Origin of the sequence: Nonomuraea sp. B10E15 (genome assembly GCF_039871615.1) — a bacterium.
GTDB lineage: Bacteria > Actinomycetota > Actinomycetes > Streptosporangiales > Streptosporangiaceae > Nonomuraea.
Genome location: NZ_JBDPMB010000041.1, coordinates 1 through 15,079, shown reverse-complemented (window position 1 = coordinate 15,079; position 15,079 = coordinate 1). Strand labels below are relative to the sequence as shown.

The 15,079-nt window shown below is 69.0% G+C and carries 14 protein-coding genes and 1 pseudogene; 8 read left to right on the top strand and 7 right to left on the bottom strand.

Going from position 1 to position 15,079, the window contains the following annotated elements:
* The 8 genes from ABGB14_RS48565 (at position 1) to ABGB14_RS48530 (ending at position 7,837) form a co-directional block, all read left to right on the top strand.
* Complete coding sequence (locus tag ABGB14_RS48565) at positions 1-951, top strand: ABC transporter substrate-binding protein (protein ID WP_347650675.1); 951 nt, start codon at positions 1-3, stop codon at positions 949-951.
* Positions 948-1,862: an amino acid ABC transporter permease gene (locus ABGB14_RS48560; protein WP_347650674.1), complete on the top strand. Its 915-nt coding sequence runs from the start codon at positions 948-950 to the stop codon at positions 1,860-1,862. Before ABGB14_RS48565 ends, ABGB14_RS48560 begins: the two co-directional genes overlap by 4 nt.
* A gap of 41 nt (positions 1,863-1,903) precedes the next feature.
* Entirely contained in the window at positions 1,904-2,668 is a 765-nt protein-coding gene (locus ABGB14_RS48555) for an amino acid ABC transporter ATP-binding protein (RefSeq protein WP_347650703.1), read from the top strand.
* 114 nt (positions 2,669-2,782) lie between these two features.
* Entirely contained in the window at positions 2,783-3,751 is a 969-nt protein-coding gene (gene bla, locus ABGB14_RS48550; protein ID WP_347650673.1) for a class A beta-lactamase, read from the top strand.
* 590 nt (positions 3,752-4,341) lie between these two features.
* Complete coding sequence (locus ABGB14_RS48545; protein ID WP_347650672.1) at positions 4,342-5,010, top strand: AmiS/UreI family transporter; 669 nt, start codon at positions 4,342-4,344, stop codon at positions 5,008-5,010.
* Positions 5,011-5,090: 80 nt separating this feature from the next.
* The gene (gene fmdA / locus ABGB14_RS48540; RefSeq protein WP_347650671.1) at positions 5,091-6,338 is read left to right on the top strand and encodes a formamidase; all 1,248 of its coding nucleotides are present in this window, start codon (positions 5,091-5,093) and stop codon (positions 6,336-6,338) included.
* Positions 6,339-6,621: 283 nt separating this feature from the next.
* The gene (locus ABGB14_RS48535) at positions 6,622-7,050 is read left to right on the top strand and encodes a hypothetical protein (protein WP_347650670.1); all 429 of its coding nucleotides are present in this window, start codon (positions 6,622-6,624) and stop codon (positions 7,048-7,050) included.
* Between the two features lie 133 nt (positions 7,051-7,183).
* Positions 7,184-7,837: an HNH endonuclease family protein gene (locus ABGB14_RS48530; RefSeq protein WP_347650669.1), complete on the top strand. Its 654-nt coding sequence runs from the start codon at positions 7,184-7,186 to the stop codon at positions 7,835-7,837.
* Between the two features lie 421 nt (positions 7,838-8,258).
* Here ABGB14_RS48530 and ABGB14_RS48525 read toward each other — a convergent pair whose 3' ends face one another.
* The 7 genes and pseudogenes from ABGB14_RS48525 to ABGB14_RS48495 form a co-directional block, all read right to left on the bottom strand.
* Entirely contained in the window at positions 8,259-8,468 is a 210-nt protein-coding gene (locus tag ABGB14_RS48525; protein WP_347650705.1) for a hypothetical protein, read from the bottom strand.
* Between the two features lie 60 nt (positions 8,469-8,528).
* Positions 8,529-9,707: pseudogene (locus tag ABGB14_RS48520) on the bottom strand (RNA-guided endonuclease TnpB family protein); the annotation flags it as partial.
* Positions 9,708-10,053: 346 nt separating this feature from the next.
* Positions 10,054-10,725, bottom strand: a complete 672-nt coding sequence (locus ABGB14_RS48515) for a hypothetical protein (protein WP_347650668.1) — start codon at positions 10,723-10,725, stop codon at positions 10,054-10,056.
* A gap of 161 nt (positions 10,726-10,886) precedes the next feature.
* Positions 10,887-12,506, bottom strand: coding sequence for a GMC oxidoreductase (locus tag ABGB14_RS48510; RefSeq protein ID WP_347650667.1), 1,620 nt, complete (start codon positions 12,504-12,506; stop codon positions 10,887-10,889).
* 96 nt (positions 12,507-12,602) lie between these two features.
* Positions 12,603-13,097 carry a carboxymuconolactone decarboxylase family protein gene (locus ABGB14_RS48505; RefSeq protein ID WP_347650666.1) on the bottom strand — a complete coding sequence of 165 codons (495 nt, stop codon included), beginning with the start codon at positions 13,095-13,097 and terminating at the stop codon, positions 12,603-12,605.
* The gene (locus ABGB14_RS48500; RefSeq protein ID WP_347650665.1) at positions 13,094-14,176 is read right to left on the bottom strand and encodes a dihydrodipicolinate reductase; all 1,083 of its coding nucleotides are present in this window, start codon (positions 14,174-14,176) and stop codon (positions 13,094-13,096) included. The genes ABGB14_RS48505 and ABGB14_RS48500 overlap by 4 nt, the downstream gene beginning before the upstream one ends.
* A gap of 39 nt (positions 14,177-14,215) precedes the next feature.
* Positions 14,216-14,938, bottom strand: a complete 723-nt coding sequence (locus tag ABGB14_RS48495) for a class I SAM-dependent methyltransferase (RefSeq protein WP_347650664.1) — start codon at positions 14,936-14,938, stop codon at positions 14,216-14,218.
* Positions 14,939-15,079 lie beyond the last annotated feature (141 nt).

Sequence of the window (15,079 nt, the reverse complement as noted above, 5' to 3'; positions counted from 1 at the left end):
GTGAACACCCGGATCCGTACGTTGCTCGCTGCCGGTGCGCTGCTCGCCGCCGCCACGGCCTGCGGCGCCGAGCCCCTCGACTCGGGCCCGCAGGCCGAGCAGTCGGCCGCGCCCGTCGTGCTCGACCAGGCCCCCGCCGAGGACAAGGCGGCCGACGTGATCAACGCGATCAACCCGGACCAGGCGCTCGCCGCCAAGGTGCCCGCCCGGCTGAAGACCGACGGGCTGAAGGTCGTCTCCTCCCTCGGCTACCCGCCGATGGAGCTGTACGCCTCCGACGGCAAGACCGCGATCGGGCTCGACCCCTCGCTGACCCGGGCCATCGCGAGGAAGCTCGGCGTCAAGGTGACCATCACCGACGAGGAGTTCAACTCGCAGATCCCCGGCGTGCTCACCGGCCGCTACGACTTCGTCATCTCCTCGATGACCGACAACGCCGAACGCCAGGGCAAGCTCTCGTTCGTCGACTACGTGCGGGCGGGCGCGGGACTCCTGGTGAAGAAGGGCAACCCGGCGGGCATCTCGGGGCCTGACGACCTGTGCGGCAAGACGGTCTCCGTCGTCGACAACGGCTCGTCGCTCGCGCTGGCCGAACAGTACGACGCCGACTGCGAGAAGGCCGGCAAGGGCGGCCTGACCATCCTGAAGTTCCCCGGTGACCAGGAGGCCCTGCTCCAGGTCGGCGGCGGTCGGGCGCAGGCCAGCATCACCGACTACGTGGTGACGACCTACAAGGCCGCCGACCCCAAGCTCGGGGTGGAGGGGATCGCGCTCGAAGGCACGGAGAGCCTGTGGGGCATCGGCATGAAGCCGGACGACAAGGAGCTGATCGACTCCGTCAAGGGCGCGCTCAACTCCCTCATCCAGAGCGGCGAGTACGGCAAGGTGCTCAAGGCGTGGAACCTGGAGAAGCTGGCCGTCGAGTCCGCCACGGTCAACGGCGGTAAGTGACCGTGCGGACCGAGCCGATCCTCGACGAGACGGGGACCCCCGTCCCCGTCGCGCGCACCCTGCACTGGGGCCGCTGGGTGGGCGCCGCCGCCGCGCTGGCGGTCGCGGGCTGGCTGGCCTACCTGGTCGTCGTCAACCCTCGCCTCGACTGGAGCAAGGTCGCCGAATACCTGCTCGACGACCGCATCCTGGCCGGGGTCTGGGTCACCATCGAGATCTCGGTGGTGGCCACGGCTCTCGGGCTGGTGCTTGGCGTGCTGATCGCGATCATGCGGCTGTCGTACAACCCGGTGCTGAGCGGGCTGGCCGGCGGGTACATCTGGTTCTTCCGCGGCACGCCCGTCCTGGTGCAGCTCATCTTCTGGTACAACCTGGCCTACCTGTTCCCCGAGCTGGTGCTCAAGATCCCGTTCACCATGATCGGCCTCAAGTGGGACACCAACGAGGTGATGACCGGCTTCACCTCCGCCATGCTGGGCCTGGGGCTGAACCTGGCGGCCTATTTCGCCGAGACCGTGCGCGCCGGCATCCAGGCCGTCGACAAGGGGCAGACGGAGGCGGCGTACGCGCTGGGCATGACCCCCGGCAAGCGGATGCGGGTCATCGTGCTCCCGCAGGCGCTGCGCATCATCATCCCGCCGACGGGCAACGAGTTCATCTCCATGCTGAAGACCACGTCGCTGGTGTACGTGGTCGCGGGGCACGACCTGATGACCAACGCCAGCCAGATCTACAAGGCCAACAACCTGATCATGGAGCTGCTGATCGTGGCGAGCCTGTGGTACATGCTGATGACCGCCGTGGCGACCTTCCTGCAGGGGAGGCTGGAGCGCCGGTTCGGTTCCGACGCCGTACGTCTCGTGCGCGGCGGCGGCCTGGCGGCCAGGGTCCTGCCGAAGGCGACGGCGTGACCGCGCCGGGGACGCAGGTCGTGCAGGCCGCCGGCGTCCGGATGAGCTACGGCGACGTGCAGGTGCTCAACGGCGTGGACTTCACCGTGTCCGCGGGCGAGGTGAGCTGTGTCATCGGCCCGTCGGGCTCGGGCAAGTCCACGTTCCTGCGCTGCGTCAACGGTCTCGAGCCGGTGCTGGGCGGGAGCCTGCGGGTGCTCGGGGAGGAGGTGGGCCACACCCTGCGCGACGGCAGGTACCACCCCTGGACGCCCAAGGAGTTCGCCGCCTTCCGGCGGAACATCGGCATGGTGTTCCAGCGCTTCAACCTGTTCGCCCACCAGAGCGCGCTGGAGAACGTGGCCTGCGGGCCCGTCCACGTGCTGGGCAGCCCGGCGGACAGGGCACGGGGGCTGGCGATGGAGCACCTGGAGCGGGTGGGACTGGCCGACCACGCGCACAAGCGACCCCACCAGCTCTCGGGCGGCCAGCAGCAGAGGGTGGCCATCGCCAGGGCGCTGGCGATGAATCCGGCGCTGATGTTGTTCGACGAGCCGACGTCCGCTCTGGACCCGGAACTGGTGGACGAGGTTCTGGAGGTCATGAAAGGGCTGGCCGCCGACGGGATGACGATGGTCGTGGTGACCCACGAGATCGCCTTCGCCAGGGAGGTCGGCGACTGGCTGACCTTCTTCGACGGGGGCGTGGCCGTCGAGCGGGGCCGGCCCGGCGAGCTCCTGGCCGCTCCGGGCCAGGAGCGCACCAGGGCGTTCCTGTCCAGCGTGCTCGGCCCCAAGGAGGGACCTGCGGTAGAGGGCCCGGCCTGACCTGGCCGCATATCGAAGCCGATATCGCCCGGTGATCGGTATCGCTATTAGACATGGCGTGATCGCATCTGCTTGGCTCCTTCTCGCTGACAGCCGGCAAGCGGAGGATTCGACATGCGACTCGTACGCGCCCGCGGGATCGTGGCCGCCCTGCCCGCCTGCGCCCTGGCGGCCTCCCTTGTGGTCGCCGGCGGAAGCCCGGCTTCGGCCGCGCCGGCGACCGTGCCGGCGACCGTGCCGGCGACCGGGGCGGCGCCGTCGGCGGCGGTTCCCGGCGCGGCTCTGGCCAGGAAGGAGCTGCGCGAGCTGGAGGCGGCGTTCAAGGGCAGGATCGGCGCGTACGCGCTCGACACGGCCACGGGCAGGACCGTGACGTACCGGGCGGGCGAGCGCTTCCCGATGTTGTCCACCTTCAAGGCGCCCCTCTGCGCGGCCGTGCTGCAGAAGGCCCGCACCTCCGACCCCGGCCTGATGAACCGGCTCATCAGGTGGACGGCCGCCGACATGAAGCCCAACTCGCCGGTCACGGAGAAGCACGTCAAGGACGGCCTGACCGTCTCCCGGCTGTGCGAGGCGGCCGTCACCATGAGTGACGGCACCGCGTCCAACCTGCTGCTCAAGCAGATCGGCGGGCCGAAGGGGCTGACGAGGTACTTCCGTTCGCTGAAGGACTCGACCTCGCGCATGGACCGCTGGCACCCCGAGCTCAACGACTGGACCCCCGAGGAGAAGCGCGACACCACGACGCCCGCGGCCATCGGCCGCGACCTGCGCGCGCTCACGGTGGGGCGGGCGTTGCACGCCAAGGACCGCCAGCAGCTCCTCGCCTGGCTGCTCGCGAACAAGACCGGCGGCGAGCGCATCCGCGCCGGCCTGCCCAAGACCTGGACGGTCGCGGACAAGACCGGCACCAACTCCGACGGGTTCGGCGGCGGGAACGACATCGCCGTCATCTGGCCCAGGAAGGGCGCCGCTCCCCTCATCATGTCGATCTACACCAACCGCACCAAGGGTCTCGCCACGGACAACAAGACCATCGCGAAGACCGCCACCGTCCTCGCCCGCGCGCTCGGCAAGCTCTAGCCGCACGGCGTGCGTCTGGATATCGTCATGGCCGTCCTAATAGGCGGCCATTTTTCTGCATAGAGATAAATGGCGTGCCGTGCGCGAACAAGGCCTTTTTTGTCCGTGCAGGGCCGGGGCGTGGACCTTGACACGGCTAATCTTCTAGAGGTTTTCTGGAGATATCGGCATAACGCCGCATGCGGTGTGGTGCCGTGAAAACAATCCCGATCTTTTACGGGGATGTCCATGGCAACGTACGCGTACCGCTGTCTGGATTGCGGGCAATTCGAGGTGCGCCTGCCGATAGGGACCGCCGAGGCGGTCCGCGAGTGTCCGGTGTGCCGCGCTCCGGCCCGCCGATTCTTCACCGTCCCGAACCTCACCCGGCTTTCCCCGGCGGCGTCCGCCGCCCTGACCCGAGAGGAGCAGAGCAGGGAAGCGCCCGAGGTGGTCACGCGCGTGCCTTCGGTACGACGGTGGCAACCGCCACAGCACCCGGCACTGTCGCGCCTTCCTCGGCCTTGAAACAGCCAGCAAACGTTGCGTTCGCCGGCGGCGTGGCGTCCGGCGAGCGCGACCACCCGTACTGACACGAGGAGGTGTCGGTGATGGGAGCCGTCGGACTGCTCTACGTGGGGGCGGTACTTTTCCTCAACGGTCTGATGCTCCTGGGAAAGGTCGAACCGAGAGCGGCCGGCGTGTTCAACCTGTTCGTCGGAGCACTGCAGGTGATCACGCCCACCGTGCTGGTCATCCTCAATCCCACCGACGTGCCCGTGGTGCTCGGCGCGTCGGGCATCTACCTGTTCGGATTCACCTATCTCTATGTCGGCATCAACCTGCTCGGCGGCTTCGACAGCACGGGAGTCGGCTATTTCTCGCTCTTCGTGGCCGTCATGGCGCTCGGCTATTCCTTCGCCAACTTCCGGATTCTCGGCGATCCCGCCTTCGGCGTCATCTGGCTCTACTGGTCGTTCCTGTGGGCGCTGTTCTTCGTGCTGCTCGGGCTGAAACGTACGCGGATCACCAGGTACACCGGCTGGGTCACGGCCATCCAGGGCTGGGTCACGGCGGCGATCCCCGCCTACATGACCCTGGCCGGCTACTGGCGCGACACCAGGCTCTTCGCGATCATCCTCGCCGTGTTCGGCGTGGTGGTGTTCGCCGTCCTGTGGCCGCTGACGCGGCACGGGGAGCCAGCCGCCGCGGCGCCCGAGGAGGCGGAGGAGCCGTCGAGACCGGACGGCGAGCGCCGGCACCGCCCGCGATGGACCTGACGGAGCCCGCCGAGGCGGAAGAGAGGTGAGGCCCACGCCCAGCCAGGAAGGAGCCATCCGCGAGAAGAAAGGCATGCATCATGCCGAAGGTAATCTACAAGATCGACCAGTCGAAGCCGATGCGCGACCAGGAGGTCCCGGGACACAACCGCTGGCACCCAGACATTCCGGTGGCGGAGATGGTACGTCCCGGAGACGAGTTCCGGATGGAATGCCGGGAATGGACCGACGCCCAGATCGGCAACAACGACTCCGCGAACGACGTACGCGATGTCGACCTGAGCTTGGCGCACATGCTGAGCGGGCCCATCGGGGTGGAGGGCGCCGAACCCGGAGACCTGCTCGTCGTCGACATCCTCGACCTCGGCCCGGTTCCCCAGCAGGTAGGGGAGGCGCCAGGACAGGGATGGGGGTACACCGGCGTCTTCGCCAAGGCGAACGGCGGCGGATTCCTGACCGACTACTTCCCCGACGCCTACAAGGCGATCTGGGATTTCCACGGCCAGGTCGCGACCTCCCGCCACCTGCCGGGGGTTCGCTTCACCGGCATCACCCACCCGGGACTCTTCGGTACGGCGCCATCGGCCGACCTGCTGAGCAGCTGGAACCGCCGGGAGCAGACGCTCATCGACACCGACCCGCAGCGCGTTCCGCCACTCGGCCTGCCACCGCTGACCGACAACGTGGTCGCCGGCACGGCGACCGGCGACGCGGCCCAGCGGATCGCCGCCGAAGGAGCGCGTACCGTGCCCGCCAGGGAGAACGGCGGCAACCACGACATCAAGAACTTCACCCGTGGAGCCCGGGTCTTCTACCCGGTCCACGTGCGCGACGCCAAGCTGTCGGGAGGTGACCTGCACTTCAGCCAGGGCGACGGGGAGATCACCTTCTGCGGCGCGATCGAGATGGGAGGTTACATCGACTTCCACGTCGACCTCATCAAGGGCGGCATGGAGAAGTACGGGGTCACCACCAATCCGCTCTTCATGCCGGGAAACGTGGAGCCGAGATATTCGGAGTTCCTGTCGTTCATCGGCATCTCGGTGGACCACGACACCGACACCAACTACTACCTCGACGCGACGGTGGCCTACCGCAGGGCCTGCCTGAACGCCGTGGAGTATCTCAAGAGGTGGGGTTACAGCGGCGAGCAGGCCTATCTGCTCCTCGGCGCGGCACCGATCGAGGGGCGGGTCAGCGGGATCGTCGACATCCCGAACGCGTGCTGCTCGCTCTACCTGCCCACCGCGATCTTCGACTTCGACGTACGCCCGAACGCGAAAGGACCCGCGAGCCAGGATCGCGGACAGTGCGCCGTGACGAGCTGACCGCCATGACGTGCGGGGGTGGCCTCCGGGATATCGCCCGGGGGCCATTCCTTAATGATGCGGCAAACACTGCACAAAGTTTTCTCCGCATGGTGGCGGTCCGCCACCGCATGCGTTACGCGGCCGGATCGGCCGGCGTGGACGGCCTTTCTCCCTCCCCCGGACCATGGCGAAGAAGGTCAACCCGGTCGCTCCGCCACGGAAAGCCCGGTAAAAGGCGCGTTATCCTTCGGCGTATCCCCCTGAACAGTTGTGAGCGCTCTGCGCTGTGAAAGGTTGATCCATGCAAGACGACGCCGTGTGGGTCCGAGGCGTTACCGGCATCCAGTTGCACCACACCACCGACCTTCAGGACGCCACACGATTCCTGAGCAACGCGGCGATGGCGCTGCGGGCCGCGCACGTGCGTACCGGGGACGACCAGTACTCCGCCATCGCCGCCCAGCTCACCACCATGGTGGAAGAGACGCGGACGCTGGAGGGCGAGGCGCGCGCACGCATGCAGGGGTTGCACGCGTCCGACCCCGAGCGGTTCGTACGCTGCCGCGAAGGGCACGAGCCGTGGCCCGACGAGATCCAGGCGGGCTTCGTGCCGCGGCACACCTGCAGGGACCAGTGCCTGTACCACGACCACGACGTTCTCGACGCCATCATGCAGTGCACCTGCGGCCAGCCTCCGTGCCGCGCCTGCGCCATCGCCGGCGCTCCGTAGCAGCGGCGGTGGTCCGCCGACGCGCGAGCGGGCCCGGACGGGTTGAACGTGACGGGGAGGGAGGCTTGCCTCACCCCCGGGTTTCATGCATATCGCTGCCGCCACCGGGGGGCGTGCTGGTAGGGGTGTAGGCATGATCTTTTTGACGCGGACGGTCAGCGTCGTCGTGCTGGCCCTGCTGGCCATCCCGCTCACCGCTGTCTTCGCGGCCCCGCACGCGGCGGCGGATGCTCGCAAACGATCCCAGGCCGAGGCCGGCGCGCTCGCCCGCAAGATGCTGGCCCAGCTGAAGGTGTCCAGGCCCTTATCGATCCGCGGCTACAGCCACCGCCGCTTCCAGCCGCGATGGGAGAAGCACAAGGGCAGGTGCAGCACGCGCGAGGCGGTTCTGGCCCGTGACGGCCGGCGCGTGCGCAAGAACGCGGCCTGCCATCCGGTCAAGGGCGTCTGGTACAGCCCGTACGACGGAAAGAAGCTGAAGAGCGAGCGGCTTGTCGACGTCGACCATGTCGTGCCGCTGGCGTACGCGTGGCGTTCGGGGGCGAGCAGGTGGAGCCCCGCGCGCAGGCGCGCGTTCGCCAACGACCTCAAGCGGCCCGAACTCATCACGGTCAGCCACTCCGCCAACATCGCCAAGGGCGCCAAGGGCCCGCAGAGCTGGCGCCCGCAGCGCCGCGCCCACTGGTGCCGTTATGCCGTTTCCTGGATCACCGTGAAGCGCCACTACCGGCTTTTCGTGACGCGGAACGAGAAGGTGGCCCTGCTCAACATGCTCCGTAAGTGTTAATGCGGAAAAGGTGCGGGTGATGTGACACGAGGTGCGGATTGTGGCGAGGGTGCAGTTTGCCAACGGGTGTAGGCCGCACACCGACATCGCCACAATCCGCGGCTCTCGTGAGGATGGATTACCACCAGTCCCAGTCGTCGCCCCACCAGGGGCCGCCCCAGCCGCCCCACCAGCGCCTGCGACGGCAACGACGGCGACGCCACCAACGGCGCCGACGGCCGCAGCCTCCTCCGTGCTGGAAGTCGAACGTCATTGTTCCTCCCCCGTTGATCGCATTCCTCAATTCGGACGCTAGCACCCATATCGCCATATTCCAGGACATATCCGGCAATTTCAGGGATGCTTGACGGTGAATTCACTACGTAAAGGCCGCCGATCTCGCGTGGCCAGGGGGAGCCGCAGGGAAACCTGACCCGCGCTCTCAGGCGGAAGCGCGCCGCATGATCTCCTGTTCGGTGAGCGGGTCGGCAGGATGGTGGCTCAGGCACTGCGGGGTGCGGACCAGTGTCTCGGGGATGCCGTCGCTCGCGGTGTAGAACTGCCCGACCTCCAGCCGCCCGACCCGGTCGGCCCGGCCGCCGCGGGCCCTGGCCAGCGTCTGGACCACGGAGATCTGCGTCGGGCTGTTCATCCTGCCGTTGACATCCTCCCCCTCCTGAAGAAGGGGGATTCCCACGGTCGCCCGTGAGGGTTCCTGCTTCATCGCCGGTTGCCCCGTCCGAGAGGACTCTCGTTGGGGTCTTACACCAGCTCCACAGGCGTTTCAGCTCTCCGCCAGCCCGGCGGCGAGCACGTTCTTGGCCGCGTTGATGTCCCGGTCATGGGCCGCGCCGCAGGCGCACTGCCATGCGCGGGCGTGCAACGGCATCGTGTCCCGCAAGGCTCCGCACGCCGAGCACAGCCTGGAGGAGGGGAACCAGCGGTCCACCGCCACGAGCGTGCGCCCGTACCAGGCGGCCTTGTACTCCAGCATGGAGCGCATCTGGCGCCAGGAGGCGTCGGAGATGGCGCGGGCCAGACGATGGTTTTTGACCATGTTGCGGACGGTCAGGTCTTCCACGGCGATCACTTGGTTATCGCGAACAAGCCGTGTCGTGACCTTGTGCAGGTGATCCCTTCTACGGTCGGTGATGCGGGCGTGGACGCGGGCCACCTTCAGGCGGGCCTTGGCTCGGTTGGCCGACCCCTTCTCCTTGCGGGCCAGCGCCCGCTGCGCCTTGGCCAGCTTGCGCCGGTCGCGGCGCTCGTGACGAGGGTTGACGATCTTCTCGCCGGTGGACAGCGTGGCCAGCGCCGTGATCCCCGCGTCGATCCCCACGTTTCCCGCAGCGGGCGGCAGCGGGCTGATCTCCTCCTCGACCAGCAGGGACACGAACCAGCGCCCCGCAGCGTCCTTCGAGACGGTCACCGTGGACGGCTCCGCACCCTCAGGAAGGGGGCGCGACCATACGATCGCCAGCGGGGCGTCCATCTTCGCCAGCGTCAATCGGCCCTGGCGCCACCGGAACGCCGACCGGGTGTACTCGGCCGACGCCCGCGACTTCTTGCGGGACTTGAAGGCCGGGTACGTGGCGCGCTTGGCGAAGAAGTTCGCGAACGCGGCCTGGAGATGGCGAAGCGCCTGCTGAAGAGGGACCGACGACACCTCGGACAGGAAGTCATAGTCGCCGCTGCGCTTCCACGCCGTGAGGGCGGCCGAGGACTCCATGTAGGAGACGCGACGGCCTTCCAGCGTGTAGGCGCGGGTCCGTTCTTCCAAAGCTTTGTTGTAGACCAGGCGGACGCAGCCGAACGTCCGGGCAAGCTCGGAGGCTTGCTCGGGGGTCGGGTAGAAGCGGTACTTGTAGGCCCGCTTCACGATCCGCGCCATGCCTCACATCCTACCGCACGATCAGCTAATAATCGTGTGTGTGTTCTATACAGCGGTCCGCCTGGCGGCGAATCGCCTTCCCCTGCCCTGCTCCGCTGGAAACCGATTCCCCCCCCGCCTGAAGGCGGGGGTCTCCTCGGAGGTATCCGATGATTCCGCTGGTCAAGCATGCAGGCTCCCTCGCCAACGCCCCACCCAATGCCGCGCGGGTCAAAGAGTATCTACCGAGCCGTTCGCGAGAGCGGGTTTTCGCCTTCAGCGCTGCACGATAACTCCCTCTTTATGACTGATTTCCGACCATTACGAAGAATGGCAGAAGCTGGTACGGCATAACACTTGTGTTACGTCAGTGGTTAATCTTGGGAAGGTACGGGCCGAAATGCTCGGCGACGATTTCCGCGACCCCGTCGGCGTCGCGCGAGCCGTCGACCTGGAGCACGCGGATGCCGAGCCGGCGGGCGCCGCGGACGGCGTCGTCCGCGACCAGCTGGTCCCGGGCGAGGCGGTTGGCCTGCGCGCGGGCCGGGTCGCTGACGGCTTGGCCGAGCGCGCCGGCCCGGGGCAGCGTACGCACCTGGTGCCGGCGGAAGCCGGGCGCGGGCACCATGACGATCATGCGGCGTGGGGAGTCGAGGAGCGGCGCGACCAGTTCGGGGCGCAGCCCCCAGCCTTCGGCGATGACGGGGTGCCCGGAGACGAGCCCGCGCAGGTCGTCGAGCGCCCAGGCGAACCGGTCGGGAAATCCGGCCAGGGTCGCCTTCGCCATGTCCTCCGGAGTGGGGTCGACCCACAGGGCGTCGGGGTCGGGTGCGGTGACGGGCTCGCCGAGTGCGACGCGGCGGGCGATGCGGCGATCATTGTGGCCGCGGGCGTCATGGTAGTCGTAGTGGTAGGCGGTGACGCCGTATCGAGCGGCCAGGATCCGGGCCACGGTCGACTTGCCGGCCCACTGGCCACCCCCGATCCACAACGCGCGACGCAACGTGCCGAAGGGGTCCCACACTTCTTGCTCGGCCACCTGGCATCCTCCCGAGTCCCTCGAACCGTGCCGGTCCAAAGTCTCCCCCGTCTCGGCGCCGCGCGGGTCCGGGGTGCGACCGTGGGCCCGGAACGAGCCGTTCACCGAGGGCGGCCGCGCATACGTGTTGGCCGCCCGCCCGCGGACGTGACGGCCTCCGGTCACAGGTCGGCGGCGATGATCCGCTCGATGTTGCGCTCGGCGAGCGCGGTGATGGTGACGAACGGGTTGACGGTCGTGTTGCCAGGGATCAGGGCCCCGTCGATGACGTACAGGCCGGGATGCCCGTGCAGGCGGCCGTAGTTGTCCGTGGCCCTGTTCAGGACCGCGCCCCCGAGCGGGTGGTACGTGAGGTGGTCGCCCCAGATCTTGTACACGCCGAACAGGTCGGTACGGTAGATGGTCCCCTCCTTGGCGTTGATCCTGTCGAAGATCGTTTTGGCCATGTCGATGGAGGGCTGCTTCCACGCGGTCTGCCAGTCGAGCTCCACCCTGCCCGCCGCCGCGTTCCAGGTGAACTGCGCGCGGTGCGGGTTGTTGGTGATCGACAGGTAGAACGACGCCCACGTCTCGATGCCGGTGGGCAGCGGCGCGACCTCCGCGAACGCGCCCCCGGCCGACCAGTTGTCGATGCCGCAGCAGGGGATGGCCGACTGGAGGCTGCCGGTCGGGTCCCAGAGGTGGTTGGCCCGGCCGCACATGACGTTGCCGTTGTCGCCCCAGCCCTTGCCGATCTCGCCGTTCAGGCCTGGCAGGACGCCGGTGGCCTTCAGCCGTACCAGGAGTTTGCTGGTGCCGACGCTGCCGGCGGCGAAGAACACCCTGTCGGCGGTCACCGTCTTGGTCGCGGTGACGCCGCCGGCGGTGTCGAGCTGCTCGATGACGGCGGTGTACGCGCCGCCGGACCCCGGGGCCACCGAGGTGACCCGGTGCAGCGGGGAGATCGACACCCTGCCGGTGGCCGTGGCCTGGGCGAGATAGGTCCGCTGCAGCGACTTCTTGCCGTGGTTGTTGCCGTAGAGGATCTCGCCGGCCAGCGCGGACCTGGGCACGGTGCCGGCCGCCTCCTGCTCCATGTACTCCCAGTCGTACACGTCGGGCACGAACACGAACGGGAACGACGAGCGCTGGGCGTGCTTGCGGCCCACGCGCGAATACTGGTAGCAGTCGGCCGACTCGAACCAGCCGGGGTCGATGGTGGCGACCCCGAGCCCGGCGTTGGCCCGCGGATAGTAGGTGGCGTACATCTCGTCGGGGTTCACCGAGGGGAGCACGGCGGCGAAGTTCGCACGTTTGGGCACGACCGCCATGCCGCCGTTGACGAGCGAGCCCCCGCCGACGCCGCGGCCCTGGTAGACCGTGATGCCGCCGAACTCCTCGGCATCCAGAATGCCTGTGTAGCGGGGAATGTCCCGGTCGATGGGGAAGCCGAGGAAGTTGCTGAGCGGCGCCTTGGTCCTGGTACGCAGCCAGTACGAGCGGTAGTCGGGCTCCCGCGTGTTGCAGAAGATCTTGCCGTCGGTGCCCGGGGTGTCCCAGGCCATGCCCATCTCGACCATGTGCACGTCGACGCCCGCCTGGGCGAGGCGGAGCGCGGCCACCGACCCGCCGTAGCCGGTGCCGATCACCAGGACGGCGACGTGGGCGCCGTCGGCGATCGGGGCGGAGGCGGCGGCCGGCCGCGCGTGGACGCCCAGGGCGGCCAGCCCCAGGGCGGAGCCGGTCCCGGCGATGAATCCGCGGCGGGAGACGCTGGCACGGGCAGGCGGATGTTCGTTCATGGTGCCGCTTTCTCGCTGGTCGGGGGGTGGGGGGCGCGCGTCGTGCGGTGCGCGTGAAAGGAGCGGTGCCCGTGGAACGAGGGCGGGCTGTGCGGGTTATCGGCCGGGGTTGCGGCCGCTGGGCAGGGCGCACACGGTGTCGAGCCCGAGGACGTGGTTGAGGCGGCCGAACGCCAGCCAGGAGCCCAGGCACATGGTCAGCTCCACGATCTCCAGCTGGCTGTAGTGCGCGGTCATCCGCGTCCAGAACGCGTCGTCGAGGCCGTGGTGGTCGAGGGCGTAACGTTCGGCGTACTCGGCGGCCAGGCGGGTGCGCTCGTCGAAGGCGGCGGTGGTGCGCCACTCGCTGACCGCGTCGGCGAACGACTCCTCGACCTTCTCCCCGTCCCGTTCCGTCCGCCAGTCGAGGCAGAAGGCGCATCCGTTGAGCTGCGCGATCCGCAACCGCGCGGCCTCGAACTCGCGCAGTCCCAGGGTCGTGTGGGCGTAGACCGCCAGCGAGAACTTCGTGGCGGCCATCCCGATGCCGGGCACCATCTCGCCCCACACGTACTCGATGGCGTCCTTGCCCTCCGGAATGTCGATCTTCAAGGCCGTCTCCTTCCCAGCTTGCCGGCGGGGGCGGGCCGCAGCGGCACGTCGAGCGCGTCGTAGAGCCCGGGCTCCGCGGCCACGAGCCAGTCGATGGCGCCCACCAGCCGGCCTGCCGCGGTGGCGTTGCCGCCGGCGGAGCGGTTGCCGTCCTCGTCGGCGGCCTCGACCGTGACCTCGATGCGAGGCCGGCCCTCGATGATCACGCGGTGCGCCCCGACGCCGTCGGGCGCGACCGGCCAGTCCGGCGCGCAGGAGGGGTGGATGCGGGTGACGTGCTCGACGACGATGCGGGGCACGCCGTCGACCACGCCCTGCACCTCGAAACGGACCGCTCCCTGGGTGCCCGCCTCGAAGTCGCCCATGGACCTGGTGGTCACCGTGCTGTCGAGGGGGCGGCGGTCCAGGGTCTCGCGGATCTCGTCGAGCTCGACGCCGAGTGCCCTGGCCATGAGCCGTACCTGTCCGCCCCACACCATGGACGGCACGGTGGGCGCGATCATCGGCGGCTCGTAGTCCAGGGGATGGCCCATGCCGACCAGGTGGCGGACGGCGTCGGGCTGGTCGTAGGTGGAGTAGTCGAAGATCTCCTGGCAGCGGATCGTGTCGACGGTGGTGGCGAGCCCGCTGAGGAGCAGTGGCAGCACGTCGTTGCCCCAGCCGGGGTCGACGCCGGAGACGAACAGCGAGCCTCCTCCGCCGGCGATGGCGGCCAGCACGGGCTCGCGCAGCTCCGGCGGGGCGTTGCGCTGGTCGTAGAGGGCGTACAGGGACGGGGTGACGACCACGGCGCCGGCCCGGACGGCCTTGACGATGTCGGCCAGGGCGTCGTCGGGCCGGAGGTCGCCGGAGGCCGCGTACACCACGGCCCTGGGGCGGGCCGCCAGCACGGCGTCGACGTCGCCGGTCGCCGTGACGCCCAGATCGTGGCCGAGTCCGGCGAGGTCGCCCGCGTCGCGGCCGATTTTGGCGGGGTCGTGGACGAGCACGGCCGCGAGCTTGAGCGTCGGGTGGGCCTCGACGGCCCGGATGGCGGCGCGGCCGATGTTGCCGGTGCCCCAGACGATCGTGGACGTCATGGGCGGAGCGTAGCAAGCGCTTGGTTAAGTGTATAGGGCTCACTTCGCCACGCGGCAGAGGTACTCCGCGTGGGTGGGGCTGACGGAGTCGTGGCTGACGATCGCGAAGCCGGCCCGCTCCAGCAGGCCCTCCATGATCCAGGTGTACGTGGAGAACTCCTCGCGTACGTGTGCCTCGAAGTCCGCCCTGGTGAACCCCTCGCCCTCGGCGCGCCCCGCACTCTCGATCCAGCGGCCCAGATGCGTGTCGGCGGCCTCTGGCGGGAAGCTGAAGATGACGTCCCGCAGGTAGAAGGTGCCGCCGGGCCGGAGCATCGCGGCCGCGTTGCGCAGGGCCTGCTGCTTCCAGAAGTCCGGCAGCTGGTGGAGCGCCGATCCGGTGGTGACCACGTCGGCGGGGGCGTCGTGCGGGTGCGCGTAGTCGAGGAAGCCCGCCTGGTGCCAGTGGGGCTCGACCTCGCACCGCTCGGCGCGCGCCTGGGCGTACTTCAGCATCTCCTCGGAGACGTCGACGCCGTGCGCCTCCGCCCCGCGCCGGGCCGCCTGCACGACGAGCGAGCCGGTCCCGCACGCCAGATCGACCAGGCGGGTGCCCTCCGTGACGCCCAGCCGGTCGAGCAGGGCGTCGTCGGCGGCGGAGTCGGTGCCCTGGTTCCTGTCGTACGCGGCGACGGCGGCCGGGCTGCCGAGATCGACGCCGACGGGTGCGTACTCGGGGAACCACCAGGCGGGGCGAGGGCGGCGAGTGTCATTTCGTGGCATGTCTCTTATGTAGACAGGGCTGAAGCGTTCTCACGTGGTGAGACCGAGTAGTTGAAGACCGTCGGCAGGGTGGCTGCGGTAGTGGTCGGTGGCGGCGGTGATGTTGGTCCAGCCGATGAGGCGGGTCAGGCCGACGGCGAG

Excerpts from the sequence above, each read along its gene's own strand:
- ABGB14_RS48530 (WP_347650669.1), top strand. The coding sequence starts at position 7,184 with ATGATCTTTTTGACGCGGACGGTCAGCGTCGTCGTGCTGGCCCTGCTG.
- ABGB14_RS48495 (WP_347650664.1), bottom strand. The coding sequence starts at position 14,938 with ATGCCACGAAATGACACTCGCCGCCCTCGCCCCGCCTGGTGGTTCCCC.
- ABGB14_RS48545 (WP_347650672.1), top strand. The coding sequence starts at position 4,342 with ATGGGAGCCGTCGGACTGCTCTACGTGGGGGCGGTACTTTTCCTCAAC.
- ABGB14_RS48535 (WP_347650670.1), top strand. The coding sequence starts at position 6,622 with ATGCAAGACGACGCCGTGTGGGTCCGAGGCGTTACCGGCATCCAGTTG.
- ABGB14_RS48555 (WP_347650703.1), top strand. The coding sequence starts at position 1,904 with ATGAGCTACGGCGACGTGCAGGTGCTCAACGGCGTGGACTTCACCGTG.
- ABGB14_RS48500 (WP_347650665.1), bottom strand. The coding sequence starts at position 14,176 with ATGACGTCCACGATCGTCTGGGGCACCGGCAACATCGGCCGCGCCGCC.
- ABGB14_RS48510 (WP_347650667.1), bottom strand. The coding sequence starts at position 12,506 with ATGAACGAACATCCGCCTGCCCGTGCCAGCGTCTCCCGCCGCGGATTC.
- bla (WP_347650673.1), top strand. The coding sequence starts at position 2,783 with ATGCGACTCGTACGCGCCCGCGGGATCGTGGCCGCCCTGCCCGCCTGC.
- ABGB14_RS48525 (WP_347650705.1), bottom strand. The coding sequence starts at position 8,468 with ATGAACAGCCCGACGCAGATCTCCGTGGTCCAGACGCTGGCCAGGGCC.
- fmdA (WP_347650671.1), top strand. The coding sequence starts at position 5,091 with ATGCCGAAGGTAATCTACAAGATCGACCAGTCGAAGCCGATGCGCGAC.